The 19,059-nt window shown below is 69.2% G+C and carries 16 protein-coding genes; 4 read left to right on the plus strand and 12 right to left on the minus strand.

Features of this window, described 5'->3' with window-relative positions:
* Positions 1 to 7: 7 nt before the first annotated feature.
* Both msuE and PKE84_RS01100 read right to left on the minus strand, forming a co-directional pair.
* Complete coding sequence (msuE, locus tag PKE84_RS01095; protein ID WP_271175351.1) at positions 8 to 655, minus strand: FMN reductase; 648 nt, start codon at positions 653 to 655, stop codon at positions 8 to 10.
* Between the two features lie 115 nt (positions 656 to 770).
* The gene (locus PKE84_RS01100; RefSeq protein ID WP_271175352.1) at positions 771 to 1,253 is read right to left on the minus strand and encodes a hypothetical protein; all 483 of its coding nucleotides are present in this window, start codon (positions 1,251 to 1,253) and stop codon (positions 771 to 773) included.
* A 60-nt stretch (positions 1,254 to 1,313) separates the two neighbouring features.
* Between PKE84_RS01100 and PKE84_RS01105 the strand changes: the two genes are divergently transcribed.
* Together PKE84_RS01105 and PKE84_RS01110 are read left to right on the plus strand one after the other, a co-directional pair.
* Positions 1,314 to 2,147: an aldo/keto reductase gene (locus tag PKE84_RS01105; RefSeq protein ID WP_271175353.1), complete on the plus strand. Its 834-nt coding sequence runs from the start codon at positions 1,314 to 1,316 to the stop codon at positions 2,145 to 2,147.
* 17 nt (positions 2,148 to 2,164) lie between these two features.
* Positions 2,165 to 2,572 (plus strand): hypothetical protein, encoded by a 408-nt coding sequence (locus PKE84_RS01110; RefSeq protein ID WP_271175354.1) that lies wholly within the window; start codon positions 2,165 to 2,167, stop codon positions 2,570 to 2,572.
* A gap of 44 nt (positions 2,573 to 2,616) precedes the next feature.
* Here PKE84_RS01110 and PKE84_RS01115 read toward each other — a convergent pair whose 3' ends face one another.
* On the minus strand, positions 2,617 to 4,188 hold the full coding sequence (locus tag PKE84_RS01115; protein ID WP_271175355.1) for a long-chain-fatty-acid--CoA ligase: 1,572 nt from the start codon (positions 4,186 to 4,188) through the stop codon (positions 2,617 to 2,619).
* A gap of 143 nt (positions 4,189 to 4,331) precedes the next feature.
* Here PKE84_RS01115 and hrpA point away from each other — a divergent pair, with 143 nt between their 5' ends.
* The gene (gene hrpA, locus PKE84_RS01120) at positions 4,332 to 8,198 is read left to right on the plus strand and encodes an ATP-dependent RNA helicase HrpA (RefSeq protein WP_271175356.1); all 3,867 of its coding nucleotides are present in this window, start codon (positions 4,332 to 4,334) and stop codon (positions 8,196 to 8,198) included.
* Here the strand turns inward: hrpA and PKE84_RS01125 are convergent.
* Genes PKE84_RS01125 through PKE84_RS01150 form a run of 6 tightly spaced genes read right to left on the minus strand, consistent with a single transcriptional unit; the run spans position 8,195 to position 15,099 of the window.
* Positions 8,195 to 9,058 (minus strand): DUF6807 domain-containing protein, encoded by an 864-nt coding sequence (locus PKE84_RS01125; protein ID WP_271175357.1) that lies wholly within the window; start codon positions 9,056 to 9,058, stop codon positions 8,195 to 8,197. The two genes, hrpA and PKE84_RS01125, sit on opposite strands and share 4 nt — an antisense overlap.
* Positions 9,049 to 10,236 carry a Gfo/Idh/MocA family protein gene (locus PKE84_RS01130; protein ID WP_271175358.1) on the minus strand — a complete coding sequence of 396 codons (1,188 nt, stop codon included), beginning with the start codon at positions 10,234 to 10,236 and terminating at the stop codon, positions 9,049 to 9,051. Before PKE84_RS01130 ends, PKE84_RS01125 begins: the two co-directional genes overlap by 10 nt.
* Positions 10,233 to 11,924: a hypothetical protein gene (locus tag PKE84_RS01135; RefSeq protein ID WP_271175359.1), complete on the minus strand. Its 1,692-nt coding sequence runs from the start codon at positions 11,922 to 11,924 to the stop codon at positions 10,233 to 10,235. Before PKE84_RS01135 ends, PKE84_RS01130 begins: the two co-directional genes overlap by 4 nt.
* On the minus strand, positions 11,924 to 12,826 hold the full coding sequence (locus PKE84_RS01140; RefSeq protein ID WP_271175360.1) for a carbohydrate ABC transporter permease: 903 nt from the start codon (positions 12,824 to 12,826) through the stop codon (positions 11,924 to 11,926). Before PKE84_RS01140 ends, PKE84_RS01135 begins: the two co-directional genes overlap by 1 nt.
* A complete protein-coding gene (locus PKE84_RS01145) occupies positions 12,823 to 13,779 on the minus strand; it encodes a carbohydrate ABC transporter permease (RefSeq protein WP_373877095.1) in 957 nt (318 codons plus the stop codon). The genes PKE84_RS01140 and PKE84_RS01145 overlap by 4 nt, the downstream gene beginning before the upstream one ends.
* 15 nt (positions 13,780 to 13,794) lie before the next feature.
* Entirely contained in the window at positions 13,795 to 15,099 is a 1,305-nt protein-coding gene (locus PKE84_RS01150; RefSeq protein ID WP_271175361.1) for an extracellular solute-binding protein, read from the minus strand.
* Between the two features lie 195 nt (positions 15,100 to 15,294).
* Between PKE84_RS01150 and PKE84_RS01155 the strand changes: the two genes are divergently transcribed.
* Positions 15,295 to 16,479 (plus strand): ROK family transcriptional regulator, encoded by a 1,185-nt coding sequence (locus tag PKE84_RS01155; RefSeq protein WP_271175362.1) that lies wholly within the window; start codon positions 15,295 to 15,297, stop codon positions 16,477 to 16,479.
* Positions 16,480 to 16,516: 37 nt separating this feature from the next.
* Here PKE84_RS01155 and PKE84_RS01160 read toward each other — a convergent pair whose 3' ends face one another.
* From PKE84_RS01160 to PKE84_RS01170, 3 genes are all read right to left on the minus strand, one after another.
* The gene (locus PKE84_RS01160) at positions 16,517 to 17,293 is read right to left on the minus strand and encodes an SDR family oxidoreductase (RefSeq protein ID WP_271175363.1); all 777 of its coding nucleotides are present in this window, start codon (positions 17,291 to 17,293) and stop codon (positions 16,517 to 16,519) included.
* 52 nt (positions 17,294 to 17,345) lie between these two features.
* Positions 17,346 to 18,122 (minus strand): amino acid ABC transporter ATP-binding protein, encoded by a 777-nt coding sequence (locus tag PKE84_RS01165; protein WP_271175364.1) that lies wholly within the window; start codon positions 18,120 to 18,122, stop codon positions 17,346 to 17,348.
* On the minus strand, positions 18,119 to 19,059 hold a 941-nt coding region (locus tag PKE84_RS01170), incomplete at its 5' end, for an amino acid ABC transporter permease (protein WP_373877096.1). The genes PKE84_RS01165 and PKE84_RS01170, both read right to left, overlap by 4 nt.

The following is a 19,059-nucleotide window of genomic DNA, read 5'->3' on the forward strand; positions in this document are numbered from 1 at the left end:
GCGATGCTCATCGGCCCAGGTACTTCGCGATCGAGTCGGCCTCGGCCACGTTGCTGCGGATCAGCGGGAGCGACCGGGCGACCGCCAGATCGATCCGCTCCTGCAGGTCGAGGCTCGTGACCGCACCGGCGGTGAAGTCGGAGTCGTTCGCGTAGACGCCGATCGGCAGGGTGAGCGCCTGGAAGAACCCGAACAGCGGCCGGAACTGGTGCTCGATGATGAGGGCGTGCCGGTCGGAGCCGCCGGTGGCGGCGAGCAGCACCGGGGTGTCCACGAGTGCGTACTGACCGACGAAGTCGAACAGGTGCTTGAACAGGCCGGTGAACGACGCGCGGTACACGGGGCTCGCCACGACGAGCAGGTCGGCGTTCTCGATGCGCTGCAGTTCGTCCTCCACCGAGGCCGGCAGCTCGTCGCGCCGCAGCGTGCCGGCGAAGTCGGGGCCGATCTCGTTGACCGCGATCAGGTGGGCGTCGATGGAGAGCTCGCGCCCGTACGACGCGAGGATCTCCCGCACGAGAGCCGTCGTCTTGGACGGCGTGTGGAGGCTGCCGGAGACGGCGACGACGCGCAACGGCCGACCGGCGGCGCCGGTGGACCCTTCGCCGCCGGTGGATACCGCACCGGTCGCGGAGACTGACGAGAGCTGGGACATGCGACGACGCTAGGCCTGTGCCGGGCAGCACGCCACCGTGCGCGTCACACTCCGCAACCAAGGCGACCCGCGCGTCACACACGCAGGGTCGGGCAGGCGTGCGGGCGGGTGTGCGTCAGTCCAGGGTCTCGACCGTTGGGATGAGGCTGTCGCCGAGCACCGCAGGCAGACCGGGCTGGAAGTCCCCCGACAGGTACAGGCGCACACCGCGCGATGCGCGGGACGGATCGGTCAGCTCCGAGATCTCGCGGAACGACTGCTGGAACCACGATTCACCGAGCAGGGCGCGCGCGAACGCGAGCGCCTCGACATCGGTGGGCGCGACCTCTGCCTCCTCGCGGTCGACCGCGCTCAGCCGCGTCGCGATGACCGTGATCGGCTGGCCATCGGTGGCGGCGACGCACACGCAGGAGAAGACGCACAGCACGCCATCCCGCACCGGCGAGAGCAGCGCCAGCGGCTCGGTGGTCTGCGGATGCTCGTCGGCGGTGGTCGCGTCGATCAGGCGGAACATGTGGTCGCGGAGCGCGTCGAACCGGTCGCCGTGCTCCACGAGGAGCGTCGTGGCCAGCTGGTCGATGTCGTCTCGCGATGCCATGGGCGCCTCTCCTCCGTCGTGCATTCGACGTTAGCGCCCCGCACCGATTACCGTAGAAGAATGGTTGCAAACGCAAATACTCCTGAACTCGAACTCAACAACGGCACCCTCATCCCCCAGCTGGGCTTCGGTGTCTTCAAGGTCGACCCGGCCGAGACCACGCGCATCGTCACCGACGCACTGGAGGTGGGCTACCGCCACATCGACACCGCCGCGATCTATGGCAACGAGACCGGCGTCGGCGAGGCGATCGCGTCGTCCGGCATCGCCCGCGACGAGCTCTTCGTCACCACGAAGCTCTGGAACGACCGCCAGACCGACGCGGAGGCCGCCTTCGATGAGTCGCTGACCAAGCTCGGCCTCGACTACGTCGACCTGTACCTCATCCACTGGCCGACGCCCGAGAAGGACACGTTCGTGCAGGCCTGGAAGTCGCTCGAGAAGATCGCGGCGACCGGCCGTGCCAAGGCCATCGGCGTCTCGAACTTCCTGGTGCCGCACCTCGAGAAGCTGCTCGCGAACACCGACGTCGTGCCCGCCGTCAACCAGATCGAGCTGCACCCCGCCCACCAGCAGCCGGAGGTGACCGCGTTCTCGCGCGAGCACGGCATCCAGATCGAGGCCTGGGGTCCGCTCGGCCAGGGCAAGTACCCGCTGTTCGACGCCCCCGAGGTCGCCGGCCCCGCCGCCGCCCACGGGAAGTCGCCCGCCCAGGTCGTCATCCGCTGGCACCTGCAGACCGGCAACATCGTGTTCCCGAAGTCGAACCGCCGCGAGCGGATGGCCGAGAACTTCGACGTCTTCGACTTCGAGCTCACGGCCGACGAGGTGGCCGCGATCACGTCGATGGAGCGCGAGGGACGCGTCAGCGCCCACCCCAACGAGGTCAACTAGCCCGTTAGGCTCGCGGTGTGCGCATCGTCTCGATCACCGGAAAGATCCTCTACGTCGTCGGCGTCTACGCCCTCCTGTTCGTCCTGAACATCTTCGTGTTCATGCGCTTGGTGAACCCGACGATCGACGTGGTCATCGTGGCGATCCTGAACATCGCGTACGTCGTGGTGGGGGTGCGCACCTTCCGCGGAGCCACGGAGAACCGTGAAGACCCGCGTGCCTGGTGGCGCGCGACCGCGCGGCCGGCAGCCGGTTTCTGGATCGGCGCCGGCCTCGCGGTGGGGTCGGGCATCTCGCTGCTCGGCGCCCTCGCGTCGAAGCCGGAGAACTCGTTCGTCCCTGCCGTCTCGTGCGTCGTCTACGGCGCGCTGGCGATCTTCTACCTGCACTCGTCGTACAAGCTCCGGATGCTCGACCAGCCCTGAGCGCGCGGGCCGCCGCGACCCGTCGGGAGGTGTTCGGAAGCCGGTCAGGCGCCGTCGACCGGCGCCGCCTCGAAGCGCGCCACCAGCTCCCGCTTGAGCACCTTGCCGCTCGGCCCCAGCGGCAGCGCCTCCAGGATCTCCACGCGCCGCGGGAACTTGTAGGCGGCGACATGCTCGCGCACGAACGCGACGAGATCCTCGCCCTCGGCGGTCGCCTCGGGCATGAGCGTGACCACGGCCATGATCTCCTGGCCGTGCGCGTCGTCCGCGACACCGAACACCGCGCACATCGCGACCGACGGGTGCGTCGACAGCACCTCCTCGACCTCGCGCGGGTACACGTTGTACCCGTTGCGCACGATCATGTCCTTCTTGCGGTCGACGATCGTGATGTAGTCGTCGGCGCTCTTCGTTCCGAGGTCGCCCGTGCGGAACCAGCCGTCGACCACGGCCTCGGCGTTGGCCGCCGGAAGGTTCAGGTAGCCCTTCATCAGGTTATGCCCGCGCACAACGATCTCGCCCAGTTCGCCGCGCGGCATCAGCTGGATGCGGTCGTCGATCTCGGCGTCGGCGATCTCCACGTCTACACCCCAGATGGGCGTGCCGACGGTGCCGACCCTGGTCGGCACCCCGCGGTGGTTGAACGAGGCGACCGGCGACGTCTCGGTCAGCCCGTAGCCCTCGTGCACGTCGATGCCGTAGACCTCTTTCATCCGCTCGATCACCGCGACCGGGATGGCGGCGCCGCCCGACATCCCGTACCGCAGCGGCGGCCGCTCCGGATTCGACTTGGCCGCCTCCAGCAGGGCGATGTACATGGTGGGCACGCCGGTCATGACCGTGCACGCATTGGCGTTGAGCAGGGCGAGCGCCGTCGCGCCGTCGAACTTCGGCACCAGCACGATCGTGGCCCCGACCCGGAACCCGAGGTTCATCACGCAGGTCTGGCCGAAGGTGTGGAACAGCGGCAGGCAGCCCAGGATGCGGTCGTCGGCCGTGACATCGAGGGCATCGGCCGCGAGCGTGTTCACCTGTTCGACGAGCGAGAAGTGGCAGCCCTCTGCACCCTTGGGCTTGCCGGTCGTTCCGCTCGTGTACAGGATCGTGGCCGTGTCGAACGGATCGCGCGGAACGTACGCGTCGATCGGCTGCGCGGCCGCGGCCTCGTCTTCGAGGCGGGCGAACGGCAGGGACGAGGTCAGCTCGTCCGGCACCAGCACCGAGACCGTCTCGAGGCCGGCCAGCGCCGCGCCCTTCGCGCCCTCCCCGAGCAGCGGCGCCGCGCAGATCAACAGCTTCGCTCCGCTGTCCCGAAGCACGTAGTCGATCTCCTCCGCCTTCAGCAACGCGTGCACCGGCACCACGATGCCGCCGAGGGCGAGCACGGCGTAGTACGCCCGCGGAAAGTCGGGGACGTTCGGCAGCAGCAGCGCGACGGGGTCGCCCTCGCCGAGCCCTCGCGCCCGTAGTGCGCCTGCGTAGCGCCTGGTCTGCTCCCAGAGCTCGCCGTAGCGGATCTGCTGCTCCCCGAAGATCAGCGCGACATTGTCGGGCATCCGGTGGGCGGTCTCTGCGAGGATGCTCGCGACCGACATCGTGGCGTAACCATGACTCATGGGGTGCTCCCTGTCTCCATCGACACTGTGCCCAGTCAACACCGCAACGCTGCGGGTTGACTGCAACCTACGGCACGGCGGTCCCCGAGGCAACGCCCCCGTACGCGCGCGTGACGGGCAGCGCGTCGTAGGATGGAAGGCTCATGTCTTCCGCCGTCTCCCCCGCCCGCCTCCACTTCCCGCCCGAGCTGCCGGTCAGCCAGAAGCGGGAGGACATCGCGCGCGCCATCCGGGAGAACCAGGTCGTGATCGTCGCCGGTGCGACCGGATCGGGCAAGACCACCCAGCTGCCCAAGATCGCGCTCGAACTCGGGCGCGAGAGCATCGGCCACACCCAGCCGCGGAGGCTCGCGGCGCGAACCATCGCCGAGCGCATCGCGGAGGAGCTCGGCGAGGACGTCGGCGGCCTCGTCGGCTATCAGGTGCGCTTCACCGACCGCGTCGGGGCGAACACCCGCATCAAGCTGATGACCGACGGCATCCTGCTCAACGAGATGCACCGCGACCGGATGCTGCGCAAGTACGACACGATCATCATCGACGAGGCCCACGAGCGCAGCCTCAACATCGACTTCCTCCTCGGCTACCTCAAGCAGCTGCTCCCGAAGCGGCCGGACCTCAAGCTCATCATCACCTCGGCGACCATCGACCCGCAGAGCTTCGCCGCCCATTTCGCCTCGGCCGACGGCACTCCGGCGCCGATCGTGGAGGTCTCCGGCCGCACGTTCCCCGTCGAGATCCGCTACCGCGCCCTCGTGGCCGACGCGCTGGAAGACGACGACGTCGACGACGAGCCCGAGTCGTCGCCCGGCGCCGACCGCGACTATCTGCAGGGCATCAACGACGCCCTCGACGAGCTCGCCCGCGAATCGCAGGGCGACGTGCTCGTCTTCCTGTCGGGCGAGAACGAGATCCGGGATGCCGCCGACGCCATCCGGGGCCGCAACCTGCCGGGCACGGAGGTGCTCCCGCTGTACGGCCGGCTGTCGAGCGCGGAGCAGCACCGGGTCTTCCAGCCGTCGACGATGCCGGGCATCCGGCGCCGGGTCGTGCTCGCCACGAACGTGGCTGAGACGAGCCTCACGGTTCCCGGCATCAAATACGTCATCGACGCCGGCACGGCGCGCATCTCGCGCTACAGCGTGCGGGCCAAGGTGCAGCGGCTGCCGATCGAGGCGATCTCGCAGGCGAGCGCGAACCAGCGGTCCGGCCGCTCCGGACGCACCAGCGATGGGATCGCCATCCGGCTGTACTCCGAGGAGGACTTCGAGAAGCGGCCGGAGTACACCGAGCCGGAGATCCTGCGCACCAACCTGGCGGCGGTCATCCTGCAGATGATCTCCCTCGGGCTCGGCGACATCGCCGCGTTCCCGTTCCTGACGCCGCCCGACTCGCGCGGCATCAAAGACGGCCTCGACCTCCTCAGCGAGCTGAACGCGATCACCCGCGGCGCCGACGGCGCGAACGCCCTGACGAAGATCGGCCGTCAGCTTGCCCAGCTCCCCATCGACCCGCGGTTCGCGCGCATGGTCGTCGAGTCGAAACGGCACGGCACGTCGCGCGAGGTGATGGCGATCGTGGCGGGGCTGACGATCCAGGATCCGCGCGAGCGTCCGGTCGAACGACGGGGGACGGCCGACGAGCTGCACGCGCGGTTCGCCGACCCGACCAGCGACTTCCTGACCCTGCTCAATCTGTGGAACTACCTCGAGGAGAAGCAGAAGGAGCTCTCGTCGAGTGCCTTCCGCCGCCTCTGCAAGAACGAGTTCCTCAATTTCCTGCGCGTGCGCGAGTGGCAGGACGTCTACCGGCAGCTGCGACAGCTGGCGAAGCCCCTGGGACTCACGATGGGCGAGGCCTCGGTGAATCCGGACGGCATCCACAAGTCGCTGCTGGCCGGGCTGCTCTCGCACATCGGCCTCAAGGATGCGACCGCCTCCGGCAACAAGGGCGGCGCCCGCGGGCGCGCCTCGGCGGAGTACCTCGGCGCGCGGCAGACCCGCTTCGTGATCTTCCCGGGCTCGACCCTCGCCAAGAAGCAGCCCGACGCGGTCATGAGCGCGGAGCTCGTGGAGACCAGCCGGCTGTTCGCCCGGATGAACGCGGCGATCGACCCCGCGTGGGCGGAGCCGATCGCCGGCGACCTCTGCAAACGCACCTACAGCGAGCCGCACTGGGAGAAGAAGCAGGGCGCCGTGGTCGCGTACGAACGCGTCACGCTCTACGGGGTGCCGATCATCCCGCGTCGCCGGGTGCAGTACGCGCGGATCGACCAGGAGCTCGCTCGCGAACTCTTCATCCGGCACGCCCTCGTCGAGGGGGAATGGGACTCGCCGCAGGCGTTCGACCGCGCCAACAAGAAGCTGCGCGCACGGTTGCGCGAACTCGAGGAGCGCACCCGCCGCCGCGACATCCTGAACGACGACGAGGCCGTGTTCGAGTTCTACGATCGCCGCATCCCTGCCGACGTCGTGTCGACCAGGAGCTTCGAGGGCTGGTGGCGGAAGGCCAAGAACGAGACGCCCGACCTGCTGACGATGACCGAGGAGGCCCTGCTCGACGCCGAGTCGGCCCCGGTCGACGACGACGCCTTCCCCCCGGTCTGGCGCCAGGGCGATCAGCAGCTGACGCTGCGCTACCGTTTCGAGCCGGGCGCCGAGGACGACGGCGTGACGGTGCAAGTGCCGCTGCCCCTCCTCGCCGGTCTGCTGCCCGACGGCTTCGACTGGCAGGTGCCCGGGCTGCGGCACGAGCTGGTGACGGCGATGATCAAGTCACTGCCGAAGGCGATCCGGCGTCTCGTCGTGCCCGCCGCCGACTGGGCGGCCCGGCTGCTCGGCGAGCTGCAGGGCACGGCCGGGATGCGCGCCCACACCGGTGAGCGACCGGCGGCGAGTCTCGCGGAGACACTGGCGGCGGTCATCAACCGGCTGACCAGCTCCCGGGTGACCGCGGACGACTTCGGCCTCGACCGCATCCCGGCGCACCTGCGCCCGACCTTCCAGGTGATCGGCGAGCGCGGCCGGCCGGTCGCCTCCGGCAAAGACCTCGGCGAGCTGCAGGAGCGGCTGCGGTCGCGCGCCCGCGACTCGGTGGCCCGCGTCGCGGAGGCCCGCACTCCGAACGCGATCGAGCGGGCGGGGATCACGACCTGGGACTTCGACGAGCTCCCTCGCCACCTGGACACCGAGCAGAAGGGCCCAGGCGGCTCGACCAACGTGATCCGCGCGTACCCGGCGCTCGTCGACGACGGCTCGAGCGCGAGCATCCGGTTGATGAGCACCCCGGCCGACCAGGCGGCTGCGATGCCGGGCGGCGTGCGCCGGCTGCTGCTCGCGTCGATCCCGTCGCCGGTCGCCTACGTGCAGCAGCACCTCACCTCGAACGAGAAGCTCACGCTCGCGGCCAGCCCGTACCCGAACACCAAGGCGCTGTTCGACGACGCCCTGATGGCCGTGATCGACAGCGTTCTGTACCGCATGAAGCCCGACGGCCAGCTGTTCATGCGGGCCGAGTTCGAGGCGGTGCGCGACCGCGTCTCCGGCATCGTGATGGACTCGATGTTCGAGACTGTCGCGCTCATCTCGCGCATCCTGACCGCGTCGCGCGCCGCCGAGAAGGCGATCGGCGGCGCGACCTCCCTGGTGTTCCTCTCCGCACTCAACGACGCCAAGGGCCAGCTTGCCGGGCTGGTGTACCCCGGCTTCGTGTCGGCGACCGGGCTCGAGCAGCTTCGGCACCTCCCCCGCTACCTGAACGGCATCACGCAGCGCATCGCCGCCCTGCCGGTGAACCCCGGGCGCGACCGTGCGTGGCAGAACCAGGTGGAGACGGCGATGGCGCTCTACACCGACGCCGGCGGCCGCATCCCGCTCGACCCGGCCGCACCCGAAGCGATCGTGCACGCGCGCTGGATGCTCGAGGAGTTCCGGATCAGCCTGTTCGCGCAGTCGCTGGGCACGGCCGAGACGGTCTCGCTGCAGCGCATCCGGAAGGTGCTCGGGGGCTAGGGACCGGACGCGGCGAGCACCCGGTCGATCTCGTCGTCATCCGGCTCGCCGTCGACGGCGAACAGGCGCACGGCCAGCTCCAGTTCCTCGCCGGGTCCGAGCGCGACCTCGCGCGCGAAGAACGGCGCGGGACCGAATCCGGGGTACTCCTCGGAGCGAACGAACCAGGTCGCGTCGTGGCGGGTGCCGAGCACGACGGTCGCCGCGCCGTCGGAGCGGGTGAGGGCCAGCCAGCGCGCGGTGGCGCCGAGCAGCTCGTCGGCGGCACGGGACGATGCCCGGTCCGTCCGCGCCCTGGCACCCCGGAAGGCGGGGGCAGCGCGGAGGAACAGCCCGCCGTAGCCGGCGCCCGTCCGACCGTGAGCGGCCGGGCTGCCAAGACGCAGCGGCGTCGACGCCCGCACACGGGAGCTCCAGTCCAGCGTCCAGCCGCCACCGGTCCCGACCTCGGCGACGGTCAACGACCGCTCCTCCACGGCGAGCACCCCGCCATCGGCACCGAGCCAGGTCACCCGGGAGGAGAGTCCGTCGCCGAGCGGGTTCACGGTCGCGTCGTCGGTGCGCTGCGAACCGTTGTCGCCCTTTTCGAGGTACCCACCGGCGGCACGATCCCAACTGCCCCCGCCCCACAGGTTGGACCCGTTCACCGTCGGGACGGCGAGCGAGAGCCCGTGATGCCAGCGATGGTCCTCGGGCCGGAAGTCCGTGATGGCGATGCCGCCGGCGGTCAGGAGCGGGTGAAGGTACGGACGCGGGGACTCGAGACCGGCAGTCTGCGGCCGGGAGACGTAGCGCCCGACGGTGTCCGCTCCGAGCCGGAGGTCGAAGCCTTCCGCTTGCTCGACGACGGTCAGCGCCACGGCAGTCCCGGCAGTTCGGAGAACAGCGACTGCGACTCCACGACCCGGTCGAGGGCGGACTCGACGCCCGCGAGCACCGGCCTGCGCTCCCCGCCCTCGCCGTTCCAGTCGACATGCTCGGACCCGACCAGGGCGACGGGCGCATCCGAGACCGTCTCGATCACGCGCACGAACCCGCCGGCGCCCGACAGTGGCGACAGCAGCTCCGCGACACCGCGACGTGCGGCGATGAGGTTCTCCAGCAGGTCGACCCGCGCGTACTGCCGTTCCGTTCCGGCGATGGAGAGCCGGTCGGTCGTGTAGGACAGCACGGCGTCTCCCTCGGTGCCGCGCACGATGACGACCGGTTCCTCCTCGCGGGGGCCGGCGAGCGTGAAGGCGCAGGTCAGTGTGCCGTCGAAGGTCAGCGCGCCGAGAGCCGACGGACGGATGCGCACGGCCGACGTGTCGTCCGCTTCAATGGGATTCACTCGCCGGAGGTCGGTCTCTATCCGGCCGATCGCCGCAGCCGACTCCCAGCCGGCGATGCGCAGCGAGGTCATGACCGCGTGGGCGAATGGGTTCGCCACCGCGCCGTCGGCGACGCGCTGACCGTCGAGTTGCCGACGGCCGGCCCACCGCGACCGCGTCCAGTATCCGGTGGAGCGGGTCCAAGAACCCCTGGCGCCGATCGCGACGGGGGTGCCGAGCGCGCCCGCGCCGATCTGGCGCTGGAGTTCGGTCAGTGCGAGCGATCCAAGGCTCTGGAAGCCGACCTGAACGAGGCCGCCCGTTGCTCGAACGGCGTCGTCCACGGCTGCGAGCGAGACGAGATCGGTCACCGGGGGCTTCTCGAGCAGCACGTCCGCCCCTGCGCGAAGCGCGGCGACGGCCAGTGACGCGTGGGTCTGCAGCGGCGTGGCGACGACCACGATGTCCACCGGCACGCGCCCGAGCAGCTCATCGATACTGCCGAGCCGGGGCGGCAGGCGGTCGTCGGCGATCCTGACGCCGTCGCGCACGACCGGTCCGGACTCCGGGTCGACGAGAGCGACCAGGCGCAGCAGCCCGCGATCCTGCAGTTCGAGGGCGTTCAGGATGTGCGCGGTGCCGTAACCGTGCACGCCGACCACCGCAACCCGCGGCTGGGCGACGGATCCGGCTGAAGCGGGAGGGGAATCGTGGTCGAGCCTGGTCACGCGGCGGCTCCGCTCGTCGCGTCCCGCTCGGTGCGCAGGCGCAGCCGGAAGCGTGCGGGCGCCTGCCCGCCGATCAGCAGCCGCACGCCCGGGGCGGCGTCCGTGCCGCCGAGATACGTGTAGTCCTCCCCGGGGACGTACCCGATCGGGTTGTCCACGGGGGTCAGTCCCTCCACCTCGATGACGATCGCGTCGCCGCCGGCACGGTAGCTCGCGGTGCGGCCGATGAGAACGTAGGCGCCGTCCGATGGACGGGGACCGGGTGCATCGAGCACGCCGCCCGGCCGGAAGGCGAGTTCGAGCGACCAGGCGAGCGGCGGTCCGCTCAGTTCGACCTCGAGGTCGACGCCGTCGGCTCGCGGATGCGCGACGACGCTCGTGGCGAGCACCACCTCGTCCACAGACCGCTCGCCGAACGACATCGACGCGGAGAACCGGCCCTCGTCGACGAGGTCGTACCCGCCATCCGGCCGCCTGGCCTCGATCGGGAGGGGTTCGTAGTAGCCGCCGACGAGGCGCTCGCGCAGGGCGATCCCGCCGTCCTCCTGGCGGTGGAGGCCATCGGCGCGGAACGGACCGAGCCCGAAGAACGACCGGGAGAGGCGCGCGGAGTCGAGGATGGCCGCACCCGCGAACACGCGGAGGAAGGTCGGGTCGACCGCCAGCCCCGAACGGATGCGGCGGTGCCTCGGGTAGTCCGAACCACCGAAGAGCACCAGTTCCGACCGGTCTCCGCGCCGCACCGCGAGGGAGGCGGAGGCGTGCACCACCAGCTCGTCGCGGCGCGGCGCGAGAGCCGCAGGCAGCTCCCCGCCGATGGCGGGCCGTAGGAGCAACTCGGCGAGGAGTCCCTGGTCATCGATGCCGTCGGAAGCGGCGCGGCCGGCAGCCCAGGCGAAGTCGCCGCGCCCGGTGTTCACGGCGAACTCGCGGAACGCCGCGACGTAGCGCGCGAGCGGGAAGTGCGTCCCCTGGTCCTGCCGGCGCGACGGCAGGGTCTCCACCGCGCCGTCCTGCCCGATCAGCGAAAGGGTGAGCTCCAGGTTGCGTTCGACGTCGGCGCGCAGCTCCGGGCGGTCCAGGATGTCCGCGACCGCCAGCAGCGACGGGATGCTCACGGCCGTGGCGTAGTTGGGACTGCGCTCCGAGAAGAAGCCGTCGCCGTCGATGTCGATTCCCTCAGCGAGCCATTCCTCCGCCCGGTCGACGAGCCGGCGGTCGGGGAAGGACCGGTGGATGCGCGCCAGTGCGGCCGTCAGCTCCCAGCGGTGGTTCGGCGTGTGCACGCCGCCGGCCAGCAGGGCCGGCGTCGCTCTGATGAGGATCTCGGCGAGACGCTCCCGCAGCCCGGCCGCCTCCGCCGGAGCCGCTCCGAGCAGGTGATGCACGTCGCAGACGTCGTTGATCGTGAACGCGCTGTCGGGCGGCGATTGCACATTGTCCCCGCCCTCGAAGAGTCCGGAGGCGGTCTGCAGCGCGGCCAGCCGCTCGACGAGGGCAGCCGTCCGGCCGAACACGTCGACGGGCGCACTTTCCGGTGCGGCGAGCGCCACGGACCCCAGCACCTTCGCCCGCCGCATCAGTTCGCGGTGGGCGAGCCCGTCGGTATCGGCCGCGGTCGTGGCGGCGACCTCCGCCGCCCCGCGCACGGCCGCCTCCCGCACGGACGTCACGAATTCGTCGTCCATCAGTCCTTCAATCCCGCGTTGATGTTGACGTTCATCACGTACTTCTGGAACACCAAGTACAGCAGAATGAGCGGCACGAGCGAGATCACCGAGGCTCCGAGCAGCACCGACCAGTTGATGTTCTGGGCGCCGACGATGCTCTGGATGCCGATCTGGAGCGTGAACTTGTTCGGGTCGTTGAGCACCAGCAACGGCCAGATGTAGTCGTTCCACCGCCACTGGAAGGAGAAGATCGCGAGCGTCAGCATGATCGGTCGTGAGATCGGCACCATGATCCGGAAGAAGATGGACAGCTCCCTGGCGCCGTCGATGCGCGCGGCCTCGACCAGCTCGTCAGGAACGGTGAGGAAGAAGGCACGGAACATCAGCACACCGGTGGCGGTGAGGATGGACGGGACGATGATGCCCGCGAGCGAGTTGTAGAGCCCGAGATCACGGACCACGAGGAAGGTCGGCGCGAGCATCACCTCCGTCGGGAGCATCGTCGTGGCCAGGATCGCGACGAAGAGGATCTTGAGCCAGCGGTTGTCGTACTTGGCGAGAGCGTACCCCGTGCAGCAGCTGGCGATCACCGTGAGGACGGTGGTCACGATGGCGACGATGAAGGTGTTGGCGAAGAACTGGTAGAAGTTGAAGCTGTTCCAGGCGTCGACGTAGCCCTGCACGGTCCAAGACTTCGGGAGCAGGGTCAGCGGGAAGGAGAACAGGTCCCCTGCCGGCTTGAACGAGCTGAGCACGAACCACAGCAGCGGGAAGCCGTACGCGGCGGCGAGGATCCACAGCAGCGTGGTCGAGGAGATCGCGCGGCCGGTCTCGCGCGGTCGCCCGTCGCGACGGCGGCGCCGTGGGGCGGGCTTCCCGGGAGCGGTCTCGACACGGGGGCTGAGGGTGTTCGCGGTCATCGGCGACGCTCCGTTCGGCGATTGACGGCCAACTGGACGATCGCGATGGCCATCAGGATGATCATGAGGACGAAGCTGGCCGCACTTGCGTAGCCGATCTGGCCCTGCTGGAAGCCGGTCTGGTAGATGTACTGCACCAGCAGGTTGTTGGACGTGCCCGGTCCCCCGTTGTTGAGCGACTGGAACAGCGCGTACTCCTTCATCGCGTTCAGCGTCGTGAGGAGGATCACGATGAACGACGTCGGCGCGATGCTCGGCAGCGTGATATTGCGGAAGAGCTGCCACGGACCCGCACCGTCGAGCGCCGCCGCCTCGTAGTAGGAGGCGGGAACGTTCTTGATCGCCGCGATGAACAGCAGCATCGAGAAGGCCGTCCCGCCCCAGGTGGCGGCGATCACCACGACGATCAGCGAGAGGTCGGCGTTCGACTGCCAGGGCACGGCCTTTCCGCCGAGCGACTCGATGATGAAGTTCACGAGCCCGAAGTTCTCGCCGAACAGCCACCGCCAGATCACGCCGCTCACGATGGGCGAGATGAGCCAGGGCACGAAGAAGATGACGCGGGCGACGAGCTTGCCCCGCGAGTAGGCGCTCACCATGAGGTTCGCGACCAGCAGCGAGAAGACGAAGCTGGTGGGCACGACGAGCAGCGTGAACACGATCGTGCGCACGAGGGCCGCGTAGAACGCCGAGTCCCCGAACAGCTGCTCATAGTTCGCGATCCCGATGAAGTCGAAGGAACCCACGCCGGTGTAGTCGGTGAACGAGTAGATGAGACCGATCACCGCCGGCCAGGCGAAGAACACCGCGAACAGCACGACGTTCACCGCAACGAGCACGAGCGGAGCGAACCAATAACGGTTCAGGCGCACCGGCCGGCCGCGGCCGGAGCGCGAGCCGACGGCTGGTCGCGCTCCGGAAGCGGTTGGTGCTGTGGAGCTGGTCACCGACATGGGTCCTTCCCTCCGCTACTTGCCGACCTGCTTGTTGTAGCCGTCGACGATGTTCTTCAGCGCCTGCTCCGATGTCTGCTGGCCGTTGATCGCCTTTCCGAGCTCCGTCACGGTCGGGTCGGTCGTCAGCGCCTTGCCGGAGAGGGCCCAGCCGGTCTGCGCCTGCAGGAAGTAGCCGGAGACGGGCTCGTAGAGGGCGATCTCGTCGTTGTAGAGGGAGAAAGCGTCGAGGGCGGCCTTGGAGGTGAAGTTGTACTTCACGTCGAGCCCGGTCTCCACCGGCAGGTAGCCGTTCGTCTCGGCGAGCTTCGTGTACTGGGCGGGTTCGTACATCCAGGTCAGGAAGTCCTTGGCCGCGGCACCCTTCGCGTCGCTGTTCTGGAAGCCGACCATCAGGCCTCCGGCGTTGACGTCCGCGGCCTGCACCGGCTGAGCCGGGGTCGGAACGCTGGCCCAGTCGAACGATGTGATGCTCTCGGCGAAGGCCGAGACCTGCCAGACGCCCGACCAGTACGCCGCGACCTGCCCGCTCTGGAAGAGCGCCGACGGGTCGGCGCCACTGGTCCAGACGGACTTCGGCATGGTGGTGTCGTCGTTCAGGCCGACGAAGTAGTCGACGGCCTTCTTCGTGGCGCTGTCCGCCGAGAACTTCCCGTCGGACCCGGCCTGCATGTACTTGCCGCCCATCTCGTACACCATCGCCCGCAGGCGGGACGGCGACGCGTCGTAGACGAGGGAGTACTTGGCTCCCGTGGCCTCGCGCACCTTGTCGGCCGCAGCGACGAAGTCCGTCCAGGTCCAAGTGTCCTTCGCAGACGTCGGGAAGGCGACCCCGGCCTTCTCCCACAGCGACTTGTTGATGAAGAGGCCGGTGGAGGTGACGTCGGACGGGATGGCGAGTGCCTTGCCGCTCGAGTCCTTCGCGACGTAGCTCTGGTTGATGTTGTTCGCCTTGTCGTCGGCGATCGAGCTGAGGTCGACGATCTTGTTCTTCCAGATCGGATCGATCGCGGGAACGTCGGCGATGTCGGGCAGGGCGTTGGCCTGCGCGGCGTTATGGAGCTTGGTCGAGTACCCCGAGTACGGGATGTTCACGACGTCGACCGAGGTCCCGGTCTTGGTCTTGTAGGCGGCGGCGAGCTGATCGAAGCCCTTCTGCTGGGCCGCGCTCGCGGAGATCCACAGCGTGAGCTTCTTGACGTCGTCTCCGGATCCGGAGGCCGAGCATCCTGCCAGAGCGAGTCCGGCGGCGGTGACGATGGCGGCGGCAGCCAGCAGCCGCCGTCGGTGGGTTCTTCCAAAGCGTGACGTGAGATTCATCGTTGAGTCCAAATCGTTCGAGAAGTGGCCGACGGCCGGCGGATGCGCAAACCGTTGCAGGCTTTTCTATCACTACGATAGAAAAGAAACAAGTAAAGCCCGTTGCGAGGAAGCCAGCGTTGACCGCGTGGCGCGCTTGGCGCAGGCGACGCGGGTGCGGGAAGATTCGATCAGAGCGATGCGAAAGGGGGCCGGATGAACGCGTCGGACGTCCCGCGCACGGCAACGACCCGCGATGTCACCGAGATCAACCGCACCGCCATCCTCGATCTGCTGCGCGCGGCGGGGCCGCTCTCGCGCCGCGACATCCGCGAGCGCACGGGGCTCGGCTCGGCCACGGTGGAGCGACTGACGCAGGCGATGATCGAAGGCGGGCACGTCGAGGTCGCCGGGCTCGACCGCTCCTCCCCCGGGCGGCCCTCCAGCCTTCTGCGCTACGTGTCGAGCCACCGCGCGATCGCCGCCGTCGACGTCACGGAGGCGAATGCCCGCGGCCGCATCGTCGACCTCGCCGGCATCGTGCTCTACGAGTCCAACCGGCCGTTCCACTTCGAGGGAGCGGATCCCGCGACGGCTCGTCTGGACGGCGTGCTCGACCTCGTCGACCACCTGATCCGTGAGGCGCCGGGCGTGCAGGCGCCGATCGTGGGCATCGGGATCGCCCTGCCCGGCATCACCGACGACGGCCAGGTCACGAAGGCGAGCGAACTGGAATGGCGTGACGTGCCGATCGCCGACATCCTGAGGGAGCGCACCGGGCTGCCCGTTCTCGCAGAGAACGACGCGAACGCCAGCGTTTACGGCGAATACCTCCGAGGCGCCGCGCGCGGAGAGCAGAGCGCCATCGCACTGGTGCTCGGCACCGGTATCGGAGCGGGCATCGCGAGCGAGGGCCGCATCCACCGCGGCTTCCGTTCGGCCGCCGGCGAGGTCGGCTACCTGCTCACCTCCACCGCCTCGTTCTCGCGGTACTTCACCGAGCACGGCGACGCGGAGAACGCCATCGCGAACGAGCTCGCCCCGTGGGTCGATCGCACGCGCCCTCACGTCGACAGGAGGATCGGTCCCGCCTTCCGCCGCATGATGGCCGCGGTCGAGTCCGGCGACGAGCAGGCGTCCCTCGCCCGGGACGACTTCTTCGACCACATCGCTCTCGTGTGCGCGGCGATCTCGGTCGTGCTCGCGCCGAGCGTCATCGTGCTCGCCGGGGCGTTCGCGCAGTACAGCGACCTCTCGGTCGAGCAGCTGAGCCGGAGGCTCGTCGGTCGAATCCCGTCCCCGCCGCGCCTGGCCGCCAGCACTCTGCGGTTCGACGCCGCCATCACCGGGATCGGCGAACTGGCGATCGAGCGGGCACGCGAGACGACCTACCTCGTCTGACGGGGCCCGGCCCCACCGCTGTGACCGCCGTCGGCTGCTAGACCGGCAGGTGGAAGCCTCCGTTGCTGTGCAGCAGCTGCCCGGTCATCCATCCGCCATCGGGCGAGAGCAGGAACGATACGAGGTCCGCGGTGTCGCGCGGCGTTCCCAGCCGGCCGAGCGCGGTCTCCGCACGCAGCGCCTCCGCCAGCTCCGGTGTCATCCAGCCCGTGTCGATGGGACCGGGGTTGATCAGATTGGCCGTGATTCCCAGCGGGGCGAGTTCGACGGCGGACGCCTGCACGATGCGGTCGAGGGCGCCCTTGCTCGCGCCGTACGGGAGGTTGTGCGCGGTGTGGTCGCTGGTGAGCGCGACGATGCGGCCGAGCGCCGCGCCTGCCGCACCGGCTGCGAACTGCTCGGCGAACGCCCGGATGAGCAGCCAGTTCGCGCGCGCGTTCACCGCGAAGTGCCGGTCGAAGCTCTCGACGGTCGTGTCCAGGATGCCGCTGTCGACCGATTCGGCATGACAGAGCACGAGCGCCCGCACCGGACCGAGCTCGTCGTTCACCGTGCGCAGCAGAGCGGCCGGCGCATCCGGCTGCTCGAAGTCGGCAGGAACGGCGAGGGCACGGGCTCCCGCCGCACGCAGCGCGGAGGCGAGCTCATCGTGCGAGGCGGTGTCCGGTCCCCACGGCATCCGGCTCTCGTAGCCGTCCCAGTACGAGAAGGCGATGTCCCAGCCGTCGTCGGCGAGCCCGTCGACGATCCCGGCAGCGATGCCGATGCGTCGGCCGACCCCGGTCACCAGGGCGATCGGTCGTTCTGCAGTCACCCGACCATCCTGGCAGTCGTCGCCGCCGGGAGCGAGTGCCCCCGGNNNNACGTCAGAGCACCTTCGAGAGGAACGCCTGCGTGCGCTGGTGCTGCGGGTTCGCGAGCACCTCGCGCGGGTCGCCGGACTCGACGACGACCCCGCCGTCCATGAAGACCAGTTCGTCCGCGACCTCGCGGGCGAAGCCCATCTCGTGCGTGACCACGATCATGGTCATGCCGGATGCCGCCAGCCCCTTCATCACGTCGAGCACCTCGCCGACGAGCTCCGGGTCGAGCGCGGAGGTGGGCTCGTCGAAGAGCATCAGCTTCGGGTCCATCGCGAGTGCCCGTGCGATGGCTACACGCTGCTGCTGACCGCCGGAGAGGTGCGCCGGGTAATGGTCGCCCTTGGTGCCGAGGCCGACGCGGGCGAGCAGCTCCTGCGCGCGCGCCGCCGCCTGCGACTTCGGGATGCCCTTGACGCGCATCGGCGCCTCCATGACGTTCTCGAGCGCGGTCATGTGCGGGAACAGGTTGAACCGCTGGAAGACCATGCCGATCTCGCGGCGCTGCTTGGATGCCTCCTTCGGCTTCAGCTCGTAGAGCTTGTCGCCGTGCTGCCGGTAGCCCACCAGCTGGCCGTCGACCGACAGCCGGCCCGCATCCACCCGCTCGAGGTGGTTGATGCAGCGCAGGAAGGTGGACTTGCCCGAGCCGCTTGGGCCGACGATGCAGAGCACCTCCCCCTGGTTGACGGAGAGCGAGATGCTCTTGAGCACCTCATTGGAGCCGAAGCTCTTCGAGACGCCGTCGGCGAGCACCATCGGAGTCGTGCTGGAGTCGGTCATCCTTTGCCTCCCAGGTCGTTGCCGTCGGGTGCGCCGGCGGCGGGCAGCGCACCGGTCGCGAGGGCCGCTTCGCCGCGGTCGGGCCGGCGTGCGTTGACGCCGCGCGAGAACCGCTTCTCGAGGAAGTACTGGCCCACCATCAGGATCGACGTGAACAGCAGGTACCAGATCGAGGCCACGATCAGCAGCGGGATCGGCGTGAAGGTCACCGCCGAGATGTCACGGGCGACGCCGTAGAGGTCGGTGGTGAGCGGGATGGCCGCCACCAGCGACGTGGTCTTCAGCATCGATATGACTTCGTTGCCGGTCGGCGGGATGATCACGCGCATCGCCTGCGGGATGACGATGCGGACCATCGTCTGGCCCCACGACATGCCGAGCGCGGTCGCCGCCTCCTCCTGGCCGGCATCGACCGAGAGCAGTCCGGCGCGCACGATCTCCGCCATGTAGGCCGCCTCGTTCAGCGCGAGGCCGATGACGGCGATGATGAACGCGTTCTGCATGAACCCGAGGTCGAACGACACTCCCCAGTCCGTCCACGGCACGCCGAGGAAGATCTTGGGGTAGATGAGCGAGAACAGGCCCCAGAAGACGAGCTGCACGTACACAGGCGTGCCACGGAAGATCCAGAGGTAGAGCCACGCGATCGACTTGACCACCGGGTTCGGCGAGAGCCGCATCACCGCGAGGCACAGACCGAGGATGACGCCGATGATCATCGAGTAGATCGTCAGTTGCAGGGTGACGAGCGCAGCAGCACTGATGCGCTTGTCGAAGATGTACTTGCCGACGTACTGCCAGCCGTACGCGTCACGCTGGGCGGCATCGATGACGAACCAGACGAGCAGCAGGAGGAGCACGACGGCGAAGAAGATGCGCCAGGGGTGGCGGAGCTTGATCGCCTTGATCGGCTCGGAGGGGGTGGTGCCGGGGGGGG

This window comes from Leifsonia poae, from assembly GCF_027921845.1.
In the GTDB taxonomy this organism is placed as follows: Bacteria; Actinomycetota; Actinomycetes; order Actinomycetales; family Microbacteriaceae; genus Leifsonia; species Leifsonia poae.